16 protein-coding genes are annotated in these 18,437 nt (G+C 67.0%); 11 read left to right on the forward strand and 5 right to left on the reverse strand.

What is annotated here, in order from left to right:
* Window positions 1-155: 155 nt before the first annotated feature.
* On the reverse strand, window positions 156-1,331 hold the full coding sequence (locus tag IEY84_RS11055; protein ID WP_183542995.1) for a pyridoxal phosphate-dependent aminotransferase: 1,176 nt from the start codon (window positions 1,329-1,331) through the stop codon (window positions 156-158).
* 147 nt (window positions 1,332-1,478) lie between these two features.
* On the opposite strand from IEY84_RS11055, the gene IEY84_RS11060 reads away from it, so the two are divergent.
* Window positions 1,479-2,969 (forward strand): potassium/proton antiporter, encoded by a 1,491-nt coding sequence (locus tag IEY84_RS11060; protein ID WP_183542997.1) that lies wholly within the window; start codon window positions 1,479-1,481, stop codon window positions 2,967-2,969.
* Between the two features lie 7 nt (window positions 2,970-2,976).
* Here the strand turns inward: IEY84_RS11060 and IEY84_RS11065 are convergent, their stop codons facing one another.
* Window positions 2,977-3,492 carry a LytR C-terminal domain-containing protein gene (locus IEY84_RS11065; protein WP_183542999.1) on the reverse strand — a complete coding sequence of 172 codons (516 nt, stop codon included), beginning with the start codon at window positions 3,490-3,492 and terminating at the stop codon, window positions 2,977-2,979.
* 26 nt (window positions 3,493-3,518) lie between these two features.
* Entirely contained in the window at window positions 3,519-3,812 is a 294-nt protein-coding gene (locus IEY84_RS11070) for a type II toxin-antitoxin system VapB family antitoxin (RefSeq protein ID WP_045551249.1), read from the reverse strand.
* A 117-nt stretch (window positions 3,813-3,929) separates the two neighbouring features.
* Here IEY84_RS11070 and IEY84_RS11075 point away from each other — a divergent pair, with 117 nt between their 5' ends.
* Both IEY84_RS11075 and IEY84_RS11080 read left to right on the forward strand, forming a co-directional pair.
* Window positions 3,930-5,480, forward strand: a complete 1,551-nt coding sequence (locus tag IEY84_RS11075; RefSeq protein ID WP_183543001.1) for a helicase HerA-like domain-containing protein — start codon at window positions 3,930-3,932, stop codon at window positions 5,478-5,480.
* Between the two features lie 54 nt (window positions 5,481-5,534).
* Window positions 5,535-7,040, forward strand: coding sequence for an amidohydrolase (locus IEY84_RS11080; RefSeq protein WP_183543003.1), 1,506 nt, complete (start codon window positions 5,535-5,537; stop codon window positions 7,038-7,040).
* 68 nt (window positions 7,041-7,108) lie between these two features.
* Here IEY84_RS11080 and IEY84_RS11085 read toward each other — a convergent pair whose 3' ends face one another.
* Both IEY84_RS11085 and IEY84_RS11090 read right to left on the reverse strand, forming a co-directional pair.
* Window positions 7,109-7,279 (reverse strand): hypothetical protein, encoded by a 171-nt coding sequence (locus IEY84_RS11085; protein ID WP_183543005.1) that lies wholly within the window; start codon window positions 7,277-7,279, stop codon window positions 7,109-7,111.
* A 205-nt stretch (window positions 7,280-7,484) separates the two neighbouring features.
* On the reverse strand, window positions 7,485-8,369 hold the full coding sequence (locus IEY84_RS11090) for a spermidine synthase (protein WP_183543007.1): 885 nt from the start codon (window positions 8,367-8,369) through the stop codon (window positions 7,485-7,487).
* Window positions 8,370-8,495: 126 nt separating this feature from the next.
* Here IEY84_RS11090 and IEY84_RS11095 point away from each other — a divergent pair, with 126 nt between their 5' ends.
* The 8 genes from IEY84_RS11095 (at window position 8,496) to IEY84_RS11130 (ending at window position 18,417) form a co-directional block, all read left to right on the forward strand.
* Window positions 8,496-9,854, forward strand: a complete 1,359-nt coding sequence (locus IEY84_RS11095; RefSeq protein WP_183543009.1) for an RDD family protein — start codon at window positions 8,496-8,498, stop codon at window positions 9,852-9,854.
* Window positions 9,855-9,915: 61 nt separating this feature from the next.
* Window positions 9,916-14,421, forward strand: a complete 4,506-nt coding sequence (locus IEY84_RS11100) for a type VII secretion EssC family protein (protein ID WP_183543011.1) — start codon at window positions 9,916-9,918, stop codon at window positions 14,419-14,421.
* A gap of 120 nt (window positions 14,422-14,541) precedes the next feature.
* A complete protein-coding gene (locus tag IEY84_RS11105; RefSeq protein WP_183543013.1) occupies window positions 14,542-14,829 on the forward strand; it encodes a WXG100 family type VII secretion target in 288 nt (95 codons plus the stop codon).
* Between the two features lie 331 nt (window positions 14,830-15,160).
* The gene (locus IEY84_RS11110) at window positions 15,161-15,448 is read left to right on the forward strand and encodes a WXG100 family type VII secretion target (RefSeq protein ID WP_183543013.1); all 288 of its coding nucleotides are present in this window, start codon (window positions 15,161-15,163) and stop codon (window positions 15,446-15,448) included.
* A 92-nt stretch (window positions 15,449-15,540) separates the two neighbouring features.
* Window positions 15,541-15,897, forward strand: coding sequence for a BAR domain-containing protein (locus IEY84_RS11115; protein WP_183543015.1), 357 nt, complete (start codon window positions 15,541-15,543; stop codon window positions 15,895-15,897).
* Window positions 15,898-15,948: 51 nt separating this feature from the next.
* Entirely contained in the window at window positions 15,949-17,034 is a 1,086-nt protein-coding gene (locus IEY84_RS11120) for a hypothetical protein (RefSeq protein ID WP_183543017.1), read from the forward strand.
* 59 nt (window positions 17,035-17,093) lie between these two features.
* Window positions 17,094-17,726, forward strand: coding sequence for a hypothetical protein (locus IEY84_RS11125; protein ID WP_183543019.1), 633 nt, complete (start codon window positions 17,094-17,096; stop codon window positions 17,724-17,726).
* Window positions 17,719-18,417 carry a hypothetical protein gene (locus tag IEY84_RS11130; protein ID WP_183543021.1) on the forward strand — a complete coding sequence of 233 codons (699 nt, stop codon included), beginning with the start codon at window positions 17,719-17,721 and terminating at the stop codon, window positions 18,415-18,417. Before IEY84_RS11125 ends, IEY84_RS11130 begins: the two co-directional genes overlap by 8 nt.
* The last annotated feature ends 20 nt before the right edge of the window (window positions 18,418-18,437 follow it).

Consider the following 18,437-nt stretch of genomic DNA (forward strand, 5'->3'; position numbering starts at 1 on the left):
ACGGTTCTAAACACAAATTCCCAAACTTTCTCAAACCTTGTCCGCCGAGACGTCAGTTTCTGGCGCCGAGAAGCCGATCTTTGACGTCGAGATGGCCCACTCGACGTCAAAGATCGACCCTTCGCGGTCAGGAACTGACGTCTCGGCGGAGGAGGTCAGGTCAGGACGGTGGACAGACGGTCCAGGGCCTGCTCGATCTCGGTGGCGGAGCCGGCGAAGGAGAGACGTACGAAGCGGTGTCCGTCGACCGGATCGAAGTCGACACCCGGAGCCATCGCGACGCCGGTTCGGTCGAGGACCTGGTGGCACCAGGACATGGTGTCGTCGGTCCAGCGGCTGACGTCGGCGTACACGTAGAACGCGCCGTCGGCCGGCGCCATCTCGGTGACCCCGAGCGAGCGGAGACCGTCGAGGATGACGCCACGGTTGGCGGCGTAGCGCGTCACATGAGCGTCGAGCTCGGCGTACGCGTCCGGGGTGAACGCCGCGATCGCGGCGTGCTGAGCGAGCGCCGGCGGGCAGATCGTGAAGTTGCCGACCAGGACGTCGATCGCGCGCCGCAGATGAGCAGGGGCGAGCAGCCAGCCGATGCGCCACCCGGTCATCGAGGAGTACTTGGAGAACGAGCCGAACACGACGGCATCGCGCGAGGTCTCCCAGGCGCTGCGACCGCGGCTGCCGTCTCCGCCGTAGGTGAGCCCGTGGTAGATCTCGTCCGAGATCAGCTGGATGCCGGCCTCTTCGCAATAGCGCGCCAGCGCCGCCAGCTCCTCCGGCCGCAGCATCGTGCCGGTCGGATTGGCCGGACTGGCCACCACCAGACCCTTCAGGCCGACGCGATCGTGAAGCTCCTGCACCTGCTCCACAGTCGGCTGGAACCGCTCGGCGGCCCCGGTCGGGATCTCCACGACCTCGCACCCGAGGGCGGCGAGCACGTTGCGGTAGCAGGGATAGGACGGGCGGGCCATCGCCACCTTGTCCCCGACGTCGAAGGCCGCCAAGAAGCTGGCCAGGAACCCACCGCTGGCCCCGGTCGTGACGATCACGTCGTCGGGGGAGACCTCGATCCCGTGCCAGGCCCGGTGGTGCCCGGCGATCGCCTGGCGCAGCTCCAGGATGCCGGTCGCCGGCGTGTAACCCAGCGGGTCACCGCTCTGCAGCAGCCGCACCGCCTCGGCGCTGACCGCCTGCGGCGCCCCCGTGGACGGCTGTCCTGAGGTGAGCGAGATGAGATCACCGTACGTCCGCTGGCGCTGGGCCGCTCGCTCGAGCATGTCCATCACGTGAAAGGGAGGCACGTTCGCGCGTCGGGCGACAGTCAGGCGGTCCATGGGAGCAAACATTAGGGCGTGGCCGAGAAATGCCTGGATGGCATGCGTGCCCTGGCGGCGCAGGCCGCCAGGGAGTTCTCGGACACGCCCTAAGATGCAGTTCCGGAGGTCATAGGGGGACCCACGACATGAGCGAGCGGCAGTCTCATGAGCTTTGACGTCCATCAGCTCGACATGTTCGTGCTGATCGGCTCCCTGGTCACCCTGCTGGCGATCCTCGCGGTGCGGGTGTCGACGAAGGCCGGGCTCCCGTCGCTGTTGATCTACCTGTTGATGGGCGTCCTCCTCGGCGAGTCCGTGCTCGGTATCGGGTTCGAGGACGCTGCCCTCGCGCACGCGCTCGGCTTCGGGGCGCTGGCGCTGATCCTGGCCGAAGGCGGTCTGACGACATCGTGGAAGGACGTACGTCCCTCATTCGGCCTCGGGATGATGCTGGCCACCGTCGGGGTGGTGATCTCGATCGGGATCGTCGCGGTGGGTGCGCACTATCTCCTCGGGCTTCCCTGGCAGCTCGCCTTCCTGCTGGGCGCGGTGACCTCGCCGACCGACGCGGCGGCGGTGTTCTCGGTGCTGAGGGTGGTGCCGCTGCCGAAGCGGCTGACCGGTGTCCTCGAGGCGGAGTCGGGACTCAACGACGCCCCGACCGTGGTGATCGTGACGCTCATCGCCAGCGGCGCGATCGCAGAGAACCCGCCGATCGTGGTGGCCGGGATCGTGATCGGCGAGCTGTTGCTCGGCATCGTGGTCGGTCTGCTCGTCGGTTTCGGCGGCGCCTGGCTGATGCGTCGGGCCGCACTGCCCTCCGCCGGTCTCTATCCGCTGGCGGTGATGACGTTGGCGTTCCTCGCCTACGGCGGATCGGCGTGGCTGCACGGCTCCGGGTTCGCAGCGATCTACGTGGCCGCGCTGGTGCTCGGCAACACCGACCTGCCTCACCGCGGCGCCACCAGGTCCTTCGCCGAGGGGGTCGCCTGGTTGGCCCAGATCGGCCTCTTCGTGATGCTCGGACTGTTGCTCTCCCCGGCGCGTATCGACCTCGGGACGATCGGCCTCGCGCTTGCCGCCGGGCTGATCCTCACCTTCCTCGCCCGGCCCGCCTCCGTGCTGGTCAGCACGGTGGTCTCCCGGATGACGTGGCGGGAGACCGTATTCGTCTCCTGGGCGGGGCTGCGTGGCGCGGTGCCGGTGGTGCTGACCACCATCCCGCTGGCCGAGGGTGTCGATGGCGCCGAGGACCTCTTCGACCTGGTCTTCGTGATGGTCGTCGTCTACACGCTGCTGACCGGACCGACGCTGCCCTGGGTCGCTCGGGTGCTCGGGGTCGCGCGCCCCGACGATCCACGCTCGCTCGATCTCGACGTCGCGCCGCTGGAACAGATCGCGGCAGACCTCATCCAGCTCCGGATACCGCACGAGTCACGCCTCCACGGCGTCGAGGTCGGCGAGCTCAGGCTGCCCTCCGGGTCATCGGTGTCGCTGCTGATCCGAGACGGACAGACCATGGACCCGGAGAGCACCACCGTCCTCCGTTCCCGCGACGTCATCCTGGTCGTCGTGCCGCGGGACCAGCGTGAGCAGGCCGAACGCCGCCTCGAGATGGTCAGCCGGAAGGGCCGGCTGGCCGGCTGGCTGCGCTGAGCGCTCGCTACTCGACCGGAGGGCTGCAGATCGTGGCGTCAGCCTTGGCGGTGACGGTCTTCACGCCGCCGGTCACATCGGGGAACTTCTCGCCGGTGATGACCACGATGCCCGGGATGTCGGACTTGGTCTCCACGATCTTCGCGTCACCGAGCCAGCTCGCGACGAGCGCCGCGGAGGGGGCGTCCTTGTCGGGCGTCCACACCTCGACGGTCTTCAGCTTGGTGCCGCGGGGTGCGTTGCCGGTGTTGCCCTTGACGAAGCCCGCGTCGACGAGGTCCGTCATCGCCCGGGTGGCGAGCCCGGCCCGGGTGCTCGCGTTGAGAACGGTCACGACCACCTGCGACGGGTAGACCTCGGAGCCCTTCTTCACCGGGGCGTCCACGCACGGCCCGACGTCGACCTTCTGCGGGAAGGGTGCGGTCATCGACTTCCATCCCCAGGCGCCGGCCAGCGCGACCGCGACCGCGAGGACGGCGAGGATGATGAACGTACGAAGTCCCGTGAGGGCCGAATCGAGCATGAGGCCGAGCCTAACCGCTGGTTGTCCTAGCCGAGGCTGTGTACGCGGGCGTGCAGCACGTTGCGCTGCTGGAGCGCCGCACGGAGGGCCCGGTGGAGGCCATCCTCGAGGTAGAGCTCGCCGTTCCACTCCACGACGTGGGCGAAGAGGTCGCCGAAGAACGTCGAGTCCTCGTTGAGCAGAGCCACCAGCTGCAGGGTGTCCTTCGTGGTCACCAGCTCATCGAGACGGACCGTCCGAGGAGGCAGCGCAGCCCACCCCTTGGTCGTCAGACCATGGTCAGGGTAGGGGCGGGAGTCGCCGACACGCTTGAAGATCACCCTCGTGACTGTATCGCCCTCAATCCAAATCCCAACACATGACTTCGTGCCCGACAGGAGATAGCCGGCTGCGCGCGCTTCGGCGCCCTGCCGGGCACGAAGTCATAGAGTCAGCCCATGACGGATGCTGCTGCTCTCTCAGAAGCGGTCGGGCCCGGCTACCAATTCGAGGGTTCCGCCCTCGAGCTCGGGGGCCTGATGGCGGACGCTGAGACCTTGTTGGAGACACCGATTCGCATTCCTCTGGGGATGCTGAACCGGCATGGGCTGGTCGCCGGTGCGACCGGCACGGGAAAGACGAAGACCCTTCAGCTGCTTGCCGAGCAGCTCTCTGCAGCCGGGGTGCCGGTCTTCGCCGCCGACATCAAGGGCGACCTCTCCGGTCTGGCCGCCCCGGGCGAGCAGAGCGAGAAGCTGACCGCGCGGTCGGCATCGGTCGGCCAGTCCTGGCAGGCGCGCGGGTTCCCGGTCGAATACTTCGCTCTCGGTGGTGAAGGCACCGGCATCCCGGTGCGGGTGACGGTCGAGGCCTTCGGGGCGACGCTCCTGTCCAAGGTGCTCGGTCTCAACGAGACCCAGGAGTCCTCGCTCGGGCTCGTCTTCCACTACGCCGAGAAGGCCGGCCTGAAGCTGATCGGGCTCGACGACCTGCGCGCGGTCCTGCAGTGGCTGGTCTCCGACGAGGGCAAGGCCGATCTGAAGGGCCTGGGCGGCCTCTCGTCCGCGACGACAGGGGTGATCCTGCGTACGCTCATCGCCTTCTCCGACCAGGGCGCGGACGAGTTCTTCGGCGAACCGGCCTTCGCCGTCACGGACTTCATCCGCAACGACGGGGACGCCGGGATCATCTCGTTGCTCGAGCTGCCCAACCTGCAGGACCGGCCGGCGATCTTCTCGACCTTCCTGATGTGGCTGCTCGCCGAGCTGTTCCGGGCGCTGCCCGAGGTCGGCGACGTCGACAAGCCGAAGCTCGTCTTCTTCTTCGACGAGGCGCACCTGCTCTTCAACGACGCCTCGGACGCGTTCCTCGACCAGATCACCAACACCGTGCGCCTGATCCGCTCGAAGGGTGTGGGCGTCTTCTTCGTGACCCAGAAGCCGACCGACGTCCCCGAGGACGTGCTCGGCCAGCTCGGCTCCCGCATCCAGCACCAGCTGCGGGTCGCGACGCCCAACGACGCCAAGGCGCTCAAGGCGAGCGTCAACACCTATCCGACCTCCTCCTACGACGACCTCGGCGCCGTCATCCAGACGCTCGGGATCGGGGAGGCGATCGTGACGGTCATGAACGAGCGCGGGGCGCCGACGCCGGTCGCCTGGACGCGGCTGCGCGCTCCCGAGTCGCTGATGGGCCCGGCGGAGGCCGCGGCGATGACAGCGGCGGTGTCCGCCTCGCCCCTGGCAGCGAAGTACACCGCTGCCGTCGAGGTCGAGTCCGCCGCCGATCAGCTCGAGGCGAAGACGGCCGCCGCGGCGGCCGCGGACAAGGCGGAGGCCGAGGACAAGGCGGCCAAGAAGAGCGCCCCGAAGAAGTCCTCCGGGTCGCGATCCCGGTCGCAGGACGATGACGACTCGATGATCGAGACGGTGGTGAAGTCGACCGCGTTCAAGCAGGCCGCGCGCACCGCCGCCAGGGAGCTCGTCAGGGGATTCTTCAAGCGCCGCTGAGCACCGTCGGTCAGTGATTGGCTCGGGGATGGGCAGAATCCTTATCGTCTGCTCATGCCCGACCTTCTCCTCCGGAACGTACGCATCGTTCCGCTCACACCCATGGCGAACGTGCCTGCCGGGGTGGTTGACGTCCTCGTTGCCGACGGCGTCGTGTCGTCGGTCGGAGAAGGCCTGTCCAGGCCGGACGGCGTCGAGGTCTATGACGCCGGTGGCCGCTGGCTCGTGCCGGGCCTGTGGGACGCCCACACCCACCTCAGCCAGTGGACGCTGCGGGCCAGCCGACTCGACCTTCACGGCACCCGCTCACCCGCCGAGGCGCTCGCCCGGGTCGCCGCGGCAGCGCGCGCCCTCGATGGGCAGAGTGAGCCGGGCGAGGCGATCGTCGGGATGGGCCACTCGGCCGGTACGTGGGACCGCTGGGGCACGGTCTCCGAGCTGGACTCGGTCACCGGCAGCACGCCCGCGATCCTGGTCAATCACGACTTCCATCACGCCTGGCTGAACACGGCCGCCCTCGACGCCGTGGAGCTTCCCCGCCGGGAGGACATGGTGCAGGAGACGGAGTGGTATCAGGCCTATCCGCGGGTCGCGGAGCTCTTCGAGTCCAACGGGAGCACCCCGGCGGCCTACCGCCGCATGCTGACCCGGACCGCCGCGCTCGGTGTGGTCGGGATGACCGACTTCGAGGTCGGGGTCCGGCTCGACGACTGGCGCTCGCGATGGGCGTCCGGCTGCGATCTGCTCCGCATCCGGGTGGCGACGTACGCCGATCAGGTCGACGAGGCGATCGCCGAGGGCCTGCGTACGGGCGACCCGCTGGTCGCGGGTGAGGACCGACTGACGATGGGGCCGTTGAAGATCATCAGCGACGGCTCGCTCGGCACTCGGACAGCGTGGTGCTGCGACCCGTACGCCGATGACCCGGACAGCTGCGGGGCGCCGAACCAGTCGCCGGACGAGCTGCGGGGACTTCTGGGGAAGGCCCACGCGGCCGGCCTGGAGGTGGCCACGCATGCCATCGGCGACCGGGCGGTGTCGGAGGCCCTGGTGGCGTACGCGGCGACGGGTGCGCGCGGGAGCATCGAGCACGCCCAGCTCGTACGTCGTGAGGATCTTCCCCTGATGGCTCGGCTCGGGATCACCGCATCGGTGCAGCCGGCCCACATCCTCGATGACCGCGAGATGACCGAGGACGTCTGGCCGGGGCGGGAGGATCGTTGCTTCGCGACCCGCTGGATGCTCGACGAGGGCGTGCGGGTGACGCTCGGCTCGGACGCCCCGGTCGCTCCGCTCGATCCGTGGCTGGCCATCGCCGCCGCCGTCGGCCGCTCACGCGACGGCAAGCAGCCGTGGCATCCGGAGCAGGCGCTGACCGTGCAGGAGGCCCTGTCGGCGTCGGTCGACGGTCAGCCCACGGTCGGCCCTGGGTCTCGCGGGGATCTGGCCGTGCTCGACATCGATCCGCTCCGGGCCTCGGTCGAGGACCTGTCCGCGATCGCCCACGGTGGGGTCGTGCTGACCACCGTCGGTGGGCGGGTCGTCCACCGCGGCATCTAGCGACCCCGAAAGCGCGAAGGCCCGGCCGTCACCGGCCGGGCCTCACGCAATGGATCTTCAGGCGCCGGTCATGCGGACCAGCGCACCGAGTCGTCGACGAAGTCGGCGAACACGTGGACACCGCGCAGGTCCTGTCGCTCGTCCATGAGCTTGGTCAGGGCGCTGGCGTGCCGGAACTTGAGACTGAGCTGCTTCGTGGCGCTGTTGGCCTCAGGCTCGGTCGCGGTGAGTGTTTCCATCGAGGTCCCCCCTACAACGGATTGATCGTCGTCATCCTGGTTTGTCATGCGCATCAATCATCCCGCCGGTAAGTCGCCAGCAGGTTGTTTGAACGTTACAAGCCGGTTTCGGTAAAAGAAATGCCTGTCGATGCCTGTGCTGGTATCTGCCGAGCGATAGGGCCGAATCTCGCTAGACAAAGACGACGGGAGGGTCGTCAACGGCTCATTCAGCGGCTGATCTGAGCGTGTCGACCGCCTGTCGGGTCTGTTCGAGGAGCCGAAGCGCGGCGCTCGCGTCGGGCAGGTTCGGCACCGGGGACCAGAGCTGGTCGGCATCGCTGATCGGAGCGGCTCCGGCGATGATCGGGTCGAGGTCGGTCACCAGTGCGCCCTTCGACGGGTCGCCTGCCAGCGCCGAGCGGATCGCCTCGCCGTCGATCGGGTGCGCCGATGCGACCAGCGTGGCGTTGCCGAACCGGGCGCCGGCGAGCGCGGATCCCTGCACGATCATCACGACATGCTCGAAGACCGTACGCAGCGTGGCGAGCTCACGACGGGTGAAGAGCAGGTCAGGGCCGGCGACGGAGTTCAGCACCAGCCGCCCCTCCTCGCGCAGCGCCCTGCGTGCCGCCGTCATGCACTCCAGCGAGGTGAAGGCCGGCGGGATCCGGTTGCCGACGAAGATGTCGACGACGATGGCGTCGTGCTCGGAGCCCGGGTGGGCCTCGAGCCACGAGCGAGCGTCACCCGTCTCCACGGTGATCCCGGCGGGAAGCGGGAACCGTGTCCGGGTGAGCTCGACCAGAGCGGGCTCGAGCTCGACGACCGTCTGGGTGGTCGAGGGCCACCGGTGGGCGACTGCGCGAGGGAGAGCGAGCAGCGCGCCGCCCAGGTGCGCAGCCCTACCGGGTGCCTGGTCACCGAGCGCGGCCAGCATCCATCGGATCGAGGCGAGCTTCGGCGGCTGTGCGGGATCGCCGAGGTGGGACTGCGCGACTCCGTCGATCACGATGGCCCAGCCGTCCGGTCTGGGTATGAGGTCGGCGGTGCTGCCGTCCGAGAAGTCGATGCGCTCCTGGCTTGCGGATGGGCCGGAGGGTGTTGACATGTGTCGATCCTGCCAGACACCATCGCGCCCGGGCCGGGACATTCCGGTAGCCTGCTGGCGTCGTTGATCAGTGCGGCATTACTCGGGATATCGGGACTCGGACATCGGGCGTGAGGAGCTCTTGCGGTGGAGATATGGGAGGTCGCCGAAAATGACGACCGGATCGAGGGTCTCACCGCTGATGGCAAGCCGGACCCGGCGTACGCAGCCTCGCTCGGTCTGAAGGACGCGCCCTTGGGTCGCCGCGCGCTCGCGGCCGCCGTCGACATCGTCTGCTACCTGATCCTGCAGGTGCCCTACCTCGTCTTCACGTTCCCGCTGCTGCTCAAGCTGGCCCAGGGCAAGTTCGGCTTCGCCCGGTTCCTGAGCCACCCCGACTTCATGCTGGCGGCGATCGCAGGCGGTGCGACCGTGCTGCTGACCCTGATCTTCGTCATCGTCCAGATCGTCCTCCACGGCCGCCGCGGGGTGACGATCGGCAAGTCTCTCGCCGGGGTCCGCTCGATCAACGTCAAGACGCTCGAGCGACCGGGAGTCGGTCGCGCCTTTCTCCGCGCCTTGGTTCTGTGGGGCTCCGGGATCGTCCCGATCGCACCGATCGTCTTCCTGGCCTCGCCCCTCTTCGACAAGGAGAAGCGGAGCCGCGGCTGGCACGACAAGGTCTCTGAGATGTGGATGGTCGACGTCCGCGAGGGCCTCGACCCCTACGACGAGAAGCGGATGCGCATCGCCCGGAAGACGGTCGCGGCGGCGCCGGTCGCCGAACGGAAGTCGCTGCCCTCCCTCAGCACTCCTCACGCCCAGGACGCGGGCAGCTACCGTCCCTCGGGTCGGGTCAGCGCCGGCGTGCTCGGCGTCTCCCGCCCGAAGGCGAAGCCCGACGAGCCAGGGGTCTCGCCCGGCGGTGCCCTCGCGACCCCGCCGTCGGGACCGGTGGCACCCAAGCCGGTGACCCCGTCGATCCCGCCCTCGCGGGCGGTGACGCCCAACCAGGGTCAGACGGTGCCGCCGCCCCCGACACCCACGCCTTACCCGACGCCGCCCCCCACGCCGACGCCGACGCCTACGCCGGCCCCGACCCCGGTTCCGACCCCGGTTCCGAACCCCTCCCAGGGCCACACCCCGGCGCCGACGACCGGCGCCCAGCAGGCGCAGCCGAGCCCTCGCGGCATCATGCTCAAGGTCGACTCCGGCGAGCGGATCCCCGTGGCCGGCCTGGTGCTGGTCGGCCGTGATCCGGCCCTGACCGAGAACACCCTCGGGGCGCGTACGGTCTCGATCATCGACGTGTCGGTCTCGAAGACCCACCTGTCCCTGCGTCCCAGCGGCGATGGCGTCGAGGTCACCGACCGAGGCTCGACCAACGGCACCGTGGTGATCCACGAGGGTGCCACCCGGCGGTTGAACGCCTGGGAGCCGGTGCTCGCCCCGGTCGGCGCGATGATCCGGTTCGGTGACCGGTCGGCCCTGGTGCGTCGCGGGTGACCGCCACGCCCGCACGATCTCGCGGCATGGTTCTTAGGCACGTTGACAAGGGGAACGAAGGATGAAGGTCAAGCTCACTCTGCACCGGCCTGGCGTCGCGCCCGCGGATGTGATCGTCACCGCCGACTCCACCGCCACCGCGCGCGACGTCGCTCGGCACATCGCCGACGCTGATCCGGCTCGCTCGGTGATCGCGGGCGAGCACGACATCCTGACTCTGGCCGTCGCGCCGCCGACCGCAGACCGGATGGAGCCGCTCGAACCCGACGTGCCCATCGGCGATGCCCCGATCGGCTCCGGATTCGCCGCCGCGGTCGTCAACATGGGTCCCGACAACGAGACCACCGGTTCGCGACGCAAGAGCGTCGGTGTGCTCCGGGCGATCGACGGTCCGGTGCGGGGGCAGGCGTTCCCGCTGACCACGGGCCACGCCTCCATCGGCCGCGGCCCCGAGAACGAGATCGTGCTCGCCGACCCGATGGTCTCCAAGCGTCACGCGCGCATCGAGGTCGACCGCTCGGTCGAGCTGGTCGACCTCAACTCCGCCAACGGTGTCGTCGTCGACGGCACCCAGGTCTCCCGCGTACGTCTGGCGCCGGACACCCCTGTCGTCATCGGTGGCACCACGCTGGTCATGCAGCTCTCGGCCGACTTCCTCTCCGCCGTCGAGGACCCGGTGCTGGAGCGCGGCGGTGGCCTGCTCTTCAACCGCAGCCCGCGGGTCGACGTCCGCTACCCCGGCACCGAGCACCCGCCGCCGTGGATGCCGACGGAGATGCAGAAGAAGCTGTTCCCGTGGTTCGTGCTGATCGCCCCGATCATCATGGCGCTCTCGATCTATGCGATGACCGGTCGCGCCCGCGCGCTGCTGCTGGTCGTGATGACGCCGATGATGGCGATCGGCAACTACCTCAACCAGCACCGGCAGGCCGGCGCGAAGCAGGACCACGAGATCGAGCTCTTCGAGCGGCAGTTCGAGAAGCTGGAAGAGGTCTTCTACCGCAGCAAGCCCGAGGAGGAGCTGGCCCGCAACGAGGAGGTTCCGGCGGTCGCCGAGGTCTTCGAGCAGGCGATGCAGCTCGGTCCGCGGCTGTGGACCCGGCGTCCCGAGCACTGGAACTTCCTGGCCGTACGCCTCGGCACCACCCGCGCGCTGTCGCGCAACTCGATCGCGGAGCGTGACACCCAGAACGGTCTGCCCGACTACATCGAGCGGATCGAGCGCCTGAAGGAGCGCTACAGGTACGTCGACGATGTGCCGCTGCTGGAGTCCCTGCCTGCGGTGGGCTCGGTGGGCGTCGCCGGCCCGGCTGGTCCGGCAGCCGACGCGATGCGCGGGATCGCGGTGCAGCTCTTCGGTCTGCACGCTCCCAACGAAGTCGTCACCGTCGCCTTCGCCGACCCCGACTGGGTCGAGGAGTTCGAGTGGCTCAAGTGGCTGCCGCACACCACCTCCGAGACCAACCGCTTCAAGGACATGCCGCTGGCCGACTCCGCGCCGACGGCGAACGCCCTGCTCAGCGCGCTGGAGGAATACATCATGCGCGCCGGGCGGACCGCGGAGCACCGCGGCCCGTTCCCGGAGAAGTGGAACCCGATGCAGTACGGCACCGACGTCGCCCGGGCCGGCGAGGAGACCAACGCGCGGGTGCAGGTCTCGATCATCGTCTTCGTCACCAACGACGCGCCCGTGGACCGTGCCCGCCTGGTCCAGGTCCTCGAGCGCGGGGCCGACGTCGGCGTACACGCCGTCTTCCTGTCCTCGACCGTCGAGGCGCTGCCGGCGGTGTGCCGCAGCTATCTCGACGTCAGCGACGGTCTCGAGCGCGCCACCGTCGGCCTGGTCCGCAACGGCGACCTCTACGAGGGCGTCACGGTCGAGGGCGTCTCCAACGCCTACATGGACATGTTCGCCAAGCGGCTCGCGCCGGTCGTGGACGCCAGCACCGTCGTCCACGACTCCTCCGACCTGCCCAACTCGGTCGGCTTCCTGTCGCTGGTGGGCAACGAGGTCGCCGAGGACCCGCACTCCGTGGTGGAGCGCTGGCGGCAGAACAACTCGATCATCGACCGCTCGGACCGGCCGCGGCCGCGGCTGAAGAAGGCCGGAAACCTGCGCGCCATCATCGGCCAGGGCGCCTCCGACGCGATGACGCTGGACCTGCGTACGCAGGGCCCGCACGCCCTCGTCGGCGGCACCACCGGTGCCGGTAAGTCCGAGTTCCTGCAGGCGTGGGTGCTCGGCATCGCCTCGGCCCACTCGCCCGACCGGGTGACGTTCCTCTTCGTCGACTACAAGGGCGGATCGGCCTTCGCCGACTGCATCGAGCTGCCGCACTGCGTCGGCCTGGTGACCGACCTGAGCCCGCACCTCGTACGCCGCGCGCTGACCAGCCTCAAGGCCGAGCTGCACTACCGCGAGCACCTCTTCAACCGGAAGAAGGCCAAGGACCTCCTCGAGCTGGAGAAGCGGCAGGACCCGGAGTGCCCGCCCGCGCTGGTGCTGGTCATCGACGAGTTCGCCGCACTGGCCGGTGAGGTGCCGGAGTTCGTCGACGGCGTCGTCGACATCGCCCAGCGAGGCCGTTCGCTCGGCATCCACCTGATCATGGCGACCCAGCGCCCGGCAGGTGTCATCAAGGACAACCTGCGGGCCAACACCAACCTCCGCGTCGCGCTGCGTATGGCCGACGAGACGGACTCCAAGGACGTCGTCGACGACCCGATCGCCGGGACCTTCCCGCCGTCCCTTCCGGGCCGCGGCATCGCGAAGACCGGACCCGGCCGCCTGACCCCGTTCCAGTCCGCGTACGCCGGTGGCTGGACGCGCAACGACGAGGTCGTCACCGCTGACGTGAAGGTGGCCGAGCTCAAGTTCGGTTCGATCACGGAGTGGGAGCCGGAGCGTCCGCCGGAGAGCGACTCGCACGACGAGGACCTCGGTCCCAACGACCAGAAGCGGATCGTGGCCAACCTGATCAAGGCCTCCGCCACCGCTGGTCTGATGACCCCGCGGCGACCGTGGCTGGATGACCTGGCGTCCGTGGTCGACATGCGCGACCTGCCGCTGGAGGGTGACGGCCAGATCCTGCTGGGTCTTGCCGACATCCCGGAGCGTCAGCAGCAGAACGCGATCTACTTCGCTCCCGATCGCGACGGCTCCCTGCTCATCTTCGGGTCCTCCGGTTCGGGTAAGTCGACGCTCCTCAAGACGATCGCCACCGCCGCCGGTGCCCGGCCGGAGCTCGGCCGGGTCCAGGTCTACGGCCTCGACTTCGCCTCCGGCGCGCTGGGCGCGATCGAGCGTCTCCCGCACGTCGGCTCGATCATCGACGGCGACGACGCCGAGCGTCTGCAGCGGCTGATGCGCACCCTCGAGCGGGAGATGGACCGCCGCTCCGAGCTGTTCTCCAAGGCCGCGGCCGCGAACCTCACCGAATACCGTGAGATCGCCGACCAGTCGATGCCGCGCATCCTGCTCCTGATCGACAACTACCCCGAGTTCAAGAAGGAGTGGGAGATCGCCGCCGGCCGCGCGCCGTTCTACCAGTCCTTCATGCGGGTCCTCGGCGAGGGCCGCCCGCTCGGCATCCACGCGGTGATCACCGCCGACCGGTCCGGGTCCGTCCCGACAGCCGTCTTCGCGAACATCCCGCGCCGCGTCGTCATGCGGCTCTCCGACCCGAGCCAGTACGTCCTGGTCGGAGCCCCCAAGGACGTACTCAACGAGCAGTCGGTGCCCGGCCGCGCCGTCGTCGACAAGGCCGAGGTGCAGCTCGCCGTCCTGGGCGGCACCACCAACGTCGCCGAGCAGACCAAGGCGCTCGACGAGCTGGTCTCGCAGCTGCGTGCCCTGGGTGTTCCCGAGGTCGGCGAGATCGGTGCCCTGCCGACGAAGATCTCCAGCCGGTCGCTGCCCGCGCAGGCCAACGGTCAGCCCGTCTTCGGTATCGCCGACGACACCCTGGCGCCGCGCGGCTTCGACCCGATCGGCTCGTTCATCGTCACCGGCCCGCCGCAGTCGGGCAAGACCAACGTCCTCAAGGCGCTCGTCGAGTCCATGGAACGCTTCGACCCCGAGGTGAAGCTGTTCCACCTCGGCAGCCGTCGCGCCATGCTCGGCGACTTCCGTCCCTGGGTACGCAGCGCCACCCGTCCCGACGACGAGAAGGCGCTCGTCACCGAGCTCGCCGAGATCGTCGCCGACGAGTCCTTCCCCGGCCGCATCATGATCGTCGCCGAGGACATGACCCACCTGGCCGACGGTCCCGCCGACCGCCCGATGCGCGCCCTGCTGCAGGCGATCAACAACTCCGACCACCTCTTCGTCGGCGACGCCGACGTCACTCGAGCCGGCGGCGGCTCGGGCGTCATGGGTGAATGGAAGGCCGCCCGTCAGGGAATCGTGCTCAAGCCGGACACCTACGACGGCGACACGCTGTTCAAGGTCCCGTTCGGAAAGCTCAAGCGCACCGACTTCCCGGCGGGCCGTGGAATCTTCGTCCAGGCGGGCCGCATGGTGACCATGCAGATGCCTCTGGCGAGCGACAACGAGAACGCCGGATGAGAATGGGAAGACGACACGCTTTTTACCCTTCACAGGGGAGAAGAGAGTGGCCTACGGTGGCCACCGGCGCTTGCTGCTTGGGGCGCCCTGACATGAAAACCGCGGGAAAGGCGATGATCGATGAGTGACTTCGGGGCAACATACGACGAGATGACCGGCACCGCCGACAAGCTCGACCAGGGCAAGGACACGATCGAGTCGGCTCTGGACGAGTGCCAGGGTTACGTCGATGAGCTGGTTCAGGACGGGTTCAAGACGGAGAAGGCGTCGGGTAAGTTCCAGGACGGCTACCAGGAGATGACCACCGGTCTGAAGGACGCCATCGCTGGTGTCGAGGACATGGCTCAGTCGCTGCGCGACATGGCCAGCGCCATCCAGGACCTGGACTCGCAGCTCGCTGGCGGCTGAGCCGCAGCGTTGGCCAAGATGGTGGGCGGGCATCTATGGGCCCACCATCACCCATCTCGGTCAGGTGCTGCGGTGTCGACTCCCGCCGGTGCGCTGCTGCGACCTCCTAACCGGGTCTAGCAGAAACTTTACTTTCGGAGATGTTTAGAACTCGACGTAGCGGGTAGGACTACCGTGACGACGTCGATTGCCCGGATCTCGGACCACGCTCGAGATGAGGGTGTCGGTTCGTCGGGTTCGCGCTTCACGACCACGTGACGCGTGAGTGACGGTGATGAACGGCGCCGCATCGGGTGTCGTGTAATGGAAATCGCGGGAAAGGCAATGATCGATGAGTGACTTCGGGGCAACATACGACGAGATGACCGGCACCGCCGACAAGCTCGACCAGGGCAAGGACACCATTGAGTCGGCTCTGGACGAGTGCCAGGGCTATGTCGATGAGCTGGTTCAGGACGGGTTCAAGACGGAGAAGGCGTCCGGCAAGTTCCAGGACGGCTACCAGGAGATGACCACGGGTCTGAAGGACGCCATCGCTGGTGTCGAGGACATGGCTCAGTCGCTGCGCGACATGGCCAGCGCCATCCAGGACCTCGACTCGCAGCTCGCCGGCGGCTGAGCATTCTCTAGGGCGGGACGGCGCAGCGGCCGTCCCGCCCACATGCCGGTATTTGGACTCGGCCTTGACGGCAGAACGAAGGGAGCCTGGCTATGGCAGACGTCAAGATCAACATCGGAACGCTAGATCGTATCGCGTCTCAGTTGGACGCGATCGTCACGGAGTTCGAGAACGCGACGAGCAACTCTGAAGAGCTCGAGGCGGCTATCGCCAACCCCTACGATCGTAGCGAACTCCGTGAGAAGGCGCAGGACTTCGAGGAACGCTGGGACGGCAAGCGGGAGAAGCTCAAGGAGAGTCTCGAAGAGCTGCACAAGCACGTCAAGGGCGTCGTTGACGGATTTAAGAACTGGGACAGCGAGACCGCCCTCCAGTTCGAATCAAACACTTCGGTACAGGCGCCCGGTTCGCCAGGAAGCGCGCCCGCGAGTTCACCGGCCGCGGTTTGAACACGCACGAAACTTTGAAACCAAGTTCTCGAACGAAGGAGGGCAACGGCCATGGACTCATCCCCAAAGGGCAGGGAGATCAAAACCGTTGAGGGGGATCCCTCAGCGATCATCTCACGCGGCAACTGGATCGAGACCCTGGGCGGCATGATGGACGACTGTGCCCAGGAGTTGCAGCTGATCGCCATGCATGACCTCGCGAGCGGCGCGATGGATGGCAAAGCGGTCGAGAAACTTCAGGACAAGATCGGTGACTCGTGGGAGACGCTCCGCGAGGCCGCACAGTTGTATCAACCCGTTGGTCCGGTAATCGCGACCTACGGCGAAGAGCTCCAGCAGTGGCAGCCGCTCATCAGGTCGCAGGTCGACACATGTGAGGACCTATGGGCAAAGTACGACGGACTGCCTGGTGCGCCGACCCACATCCTCCCAGGTACTGAACCCGAGGCGGGGAGTCCTGAGGCCGAGCAGGAGCAGGAGGCTGCCCAAGCCAAAGTGCAAGCGCGCGAAGACTGGGAGAACGCGGCGGAGACCTGGGACAGCTACTATGACTCCTGGGAAGATGCGTACGACGTGGCCGTCAACGGCATCGGCAACGAGATGGCCGGCACGATCGAGGATGGCTTCTGGGAGGTTCTCGACGACATCATCTCGGTCCTTGAGTACATAGCGCTTGGTCTCTTCATAATCGCGTTGTTCGTTGCTGGCCCTTTTGCTGCCATCGCCTTTGTGATTTCGGCGGCCATTCTACTCGCGCGGGCAGCGCAGTTCTGCGCAGGAGAGTGCACGTGGCAAGAGTTGGCGTTGGCGGCGCTTGACGTGATTCCGTTCGGAAAATTTGGAAAGATGGCCTCAAGCATAGGCGAGCTTGGCACCCAGGCATCAAAGTGGAACAAGTTCACAAAGGGGCTTTCGGTCGCCGGCGGATTTGATGACATGGCGGTGGCCAGGAAGCCATTTTCCGACATCATGACCGGCCTGCACACAGGTCTCGATGTCCGGGATATTGAGCGAGTTTCATCGGGCAATATGTGGGCGGCCGCGGGTGAAATGCAAGGGGCTGTGATCAAACAGGTTGGTGCTCTCTACGGCCATGTGAACACCGCGGTCGGTGGGGTGCAAGCGGTTACGGCGTGATGACGTGATAATCCAGACGTGCCGGGATCATGCCGGACAATTTCAATTGGAGATCGAATATGGAACGCGCTTGGCGCGCCGATGGTGTTTATCCAGCCGATAACTGGTCAGAGGTTCCTGCAATCTCGGGTCAGATGGGCGACGAGTGGATTGCCACCGAATGCAGGCGGATCAGTGCCGAGTTGGGCGATGGCTGGACCGTGGATGTACAGAGCGAGTTCCGTCGCCTGTTGGCGAACGCCGTGGAGTCAGCGAACGAGGCTGGAACGTTGCTGACGATTCTGCATTGGCCCGTGGCGCTCCCGCTCATCAGCCGAGTTCGTGTTCTTCTTGCTGACGGCTCACCGTTCGACCCAAAGGCGTGGGAAGGTGCGGGATTCGACGTTAGTGAGTTCCCGGGTGCCGAGTTGGGGCCCGGCGCCGTTTGTCTTGCCTCTCGCGAGGTTGGTGCAGGTGACGACAGATCGCAATTTCATACAGCGGCGTATGCATTCTCGTCTGGTTCCGACGGCATCGCGGTCATCGTGGAGTCAGGATCCAGGGAAGTGTTCGAGTTGACCGTCGCTTTCATGCCTGCAATCCTCGGAAACATGCGTATCACCCAGCCGAACGGCGTCGTCTTCGAGGCGAAGCCTATTCCTGGCATTACGCGCGATATTGTCGACGAGTGGAAAGTTGCGAACCATGCCTAAACCAGTGGCGCCGACGCCGGTCAACTGGGCATCCATGATTCCAGCGATGCAGACTTTCAAGATTGACCAGTTGAATCGTGTCGTGCTCGACTATGGTTACATCGAGTTAGAAGCACTCGCGCGACGCAATCGACGTCCTCCGATACTACGGATGTTGTCGCCGGTCATGTATTGGATTGCGATCGCTGGAGTCTTGGCGCCATTTCTGTCTGTCGCTGCGATCCTCGGGTCGGAAGATCCGATGATCGAGATCGTCGGGGCTTTCGCAGGGGGCGCGTTGGGTTGTGCTTCGATCCTGTATTTCTATTTACCTTGGTCGCAGTCCGATTATCGCCAGTGGGATCCGACGGCTTCCACATTGTCGGTGCTGATCGGCGTCTTTAGTGCGGTTGCGCTAGCGTTGATATTTGCTGGCGTTCCCGACACTGATCAGCCAGCCATTCTGGCGGCTCCGATTGGTGTTCTCTTCGTTGTCGTGATCGGCACACTTGTGGCTCGTTATCGACGATACTCAGTTGAGGCGCCGCCGCGCATAAATGTGCGAGAACTGTCGTCAGATGAGATGGCTGTTCTTCTGAAGAGTCGGCGGCAGGGTTTGGTCCGGCTTCGGGGTCGCGGAATTATTACGCATGCTGAGTTCGAGACTTTTGATAAGAGTCCTCTCAGTTCGCAAACGGGCAGCGAGGTTTGAGATGTCTAGTGAGTCAGGAA

Source organism: Nocardioides albus (assembly GCF_014648255.1).
Lineage (GTDB): Bacteria > Actinomycetota > Actinomycetes > Propionibacteriales > Nocardioidaceae > Nocardioides > Nocardioides albus.

Excerpts from the sequence above, each read along its gene's own strand:
- IEY84_RS11090 (WP_183543007.1), bottom strand. The coding sequence starts at position 8,369 with ATGTCAACACCCTCCGGCCCATCCGCAAGCCAGGAGCGCATCGACTTC.
- IEY84_RS11075 (WP_183543001.1), top strand. The coding sequence starts at position 3,930 with ATGACGGATGCTGCTGCTCTCTCAGAAGCGGTCGGGCCCGGCTACCAA.
- IEY84_RS11105 (WP_183543013.1), top strand. The coding sequence starts at position 14,542 with ATGAGTGACTTCGGGGCAACATACGACGAGATGACCGGCACCGCCGAC.
- IEY84_RS11125 (WP_183543019.1), top strand. The coding sequence starts at position 17,094 with ATGGAACGCGCTTGGCGCGCCGATGGTGTTTATCCAGCCGATAACTGG.
- IEY84_RS11120 (WP_183543017.1), top strand. The coding sequence starts at position 15,949 with ATGGACTCATCCCCAAAGGGCAGGGAGATCAAAACCGTTGAGGGGGAT.
- IEY84_RS11130 (WP_183543021.1), top strand. The coding sequence starts at position 17,719 with ATGCCTAAACCAGTGGCGCCGACGCCGGTCAACTGGGCATCCATGATT.
- IEY84_RS11080 (WP_183543003.1), top strand. The coding sequence starts at position 5,535 with ATGCCCGACCTTCTCCTCCGGAACGTACGCATCGTTCCGCTCACACCC.
- IEY84_RS11060 (WP_183542997.1), top strand. The coding sequence starts at position 1,479 with ATGAGCTTTGACGTCCATCAGCTCGACATGTTCGTGCTGATCGGCTCC.
- IEY84_RS11110 (WP_183543013.1), top strand. The coding sequence starts at position 15,161 with ATGAGTGACTTCGGGGCAACATACGACGAGATGACCGGCACCGCCGAC.
- IEY84_RS11115 (WP_183543015.1), top strand. The coding sequence starts at position 15,541 with ATGGCAGACGTCAAGATCAACATCGGAACGCTAGATCGTATCGCGTCT.
- IEY84_RS11085 (WP_183543005.1), bottom strand. The coding sequence starts at position 7,279 with ATGGAAACACTCACCGCGACCGAGCCTGAGGCCAACAGCGCCACGAAG.
- IEY84_RS11055 (WP_183542995.1), bottom strand. The coding sequence starts at position 1,331 with ATGGACCGCCTGACTGTCGCCCGACGCGCGAACGTGCCTCCCTTTCAC.
- IEY84_RS11100 (WP_183543011.1), top strand. The coding sequence starts at position 9,916 with ATGAAGGTCAAGCTCACTCTGCACCGGCCTGGCGTCGCGCCCGCGGAT.
- IEY84_RS11065 (WP_183542999.1), bottom strand. The coding sequence starts at position 3,492 with ATGCTCGATTCGGCCCTCACGGGACTTCGTACGTTCATCATCCTCGCC.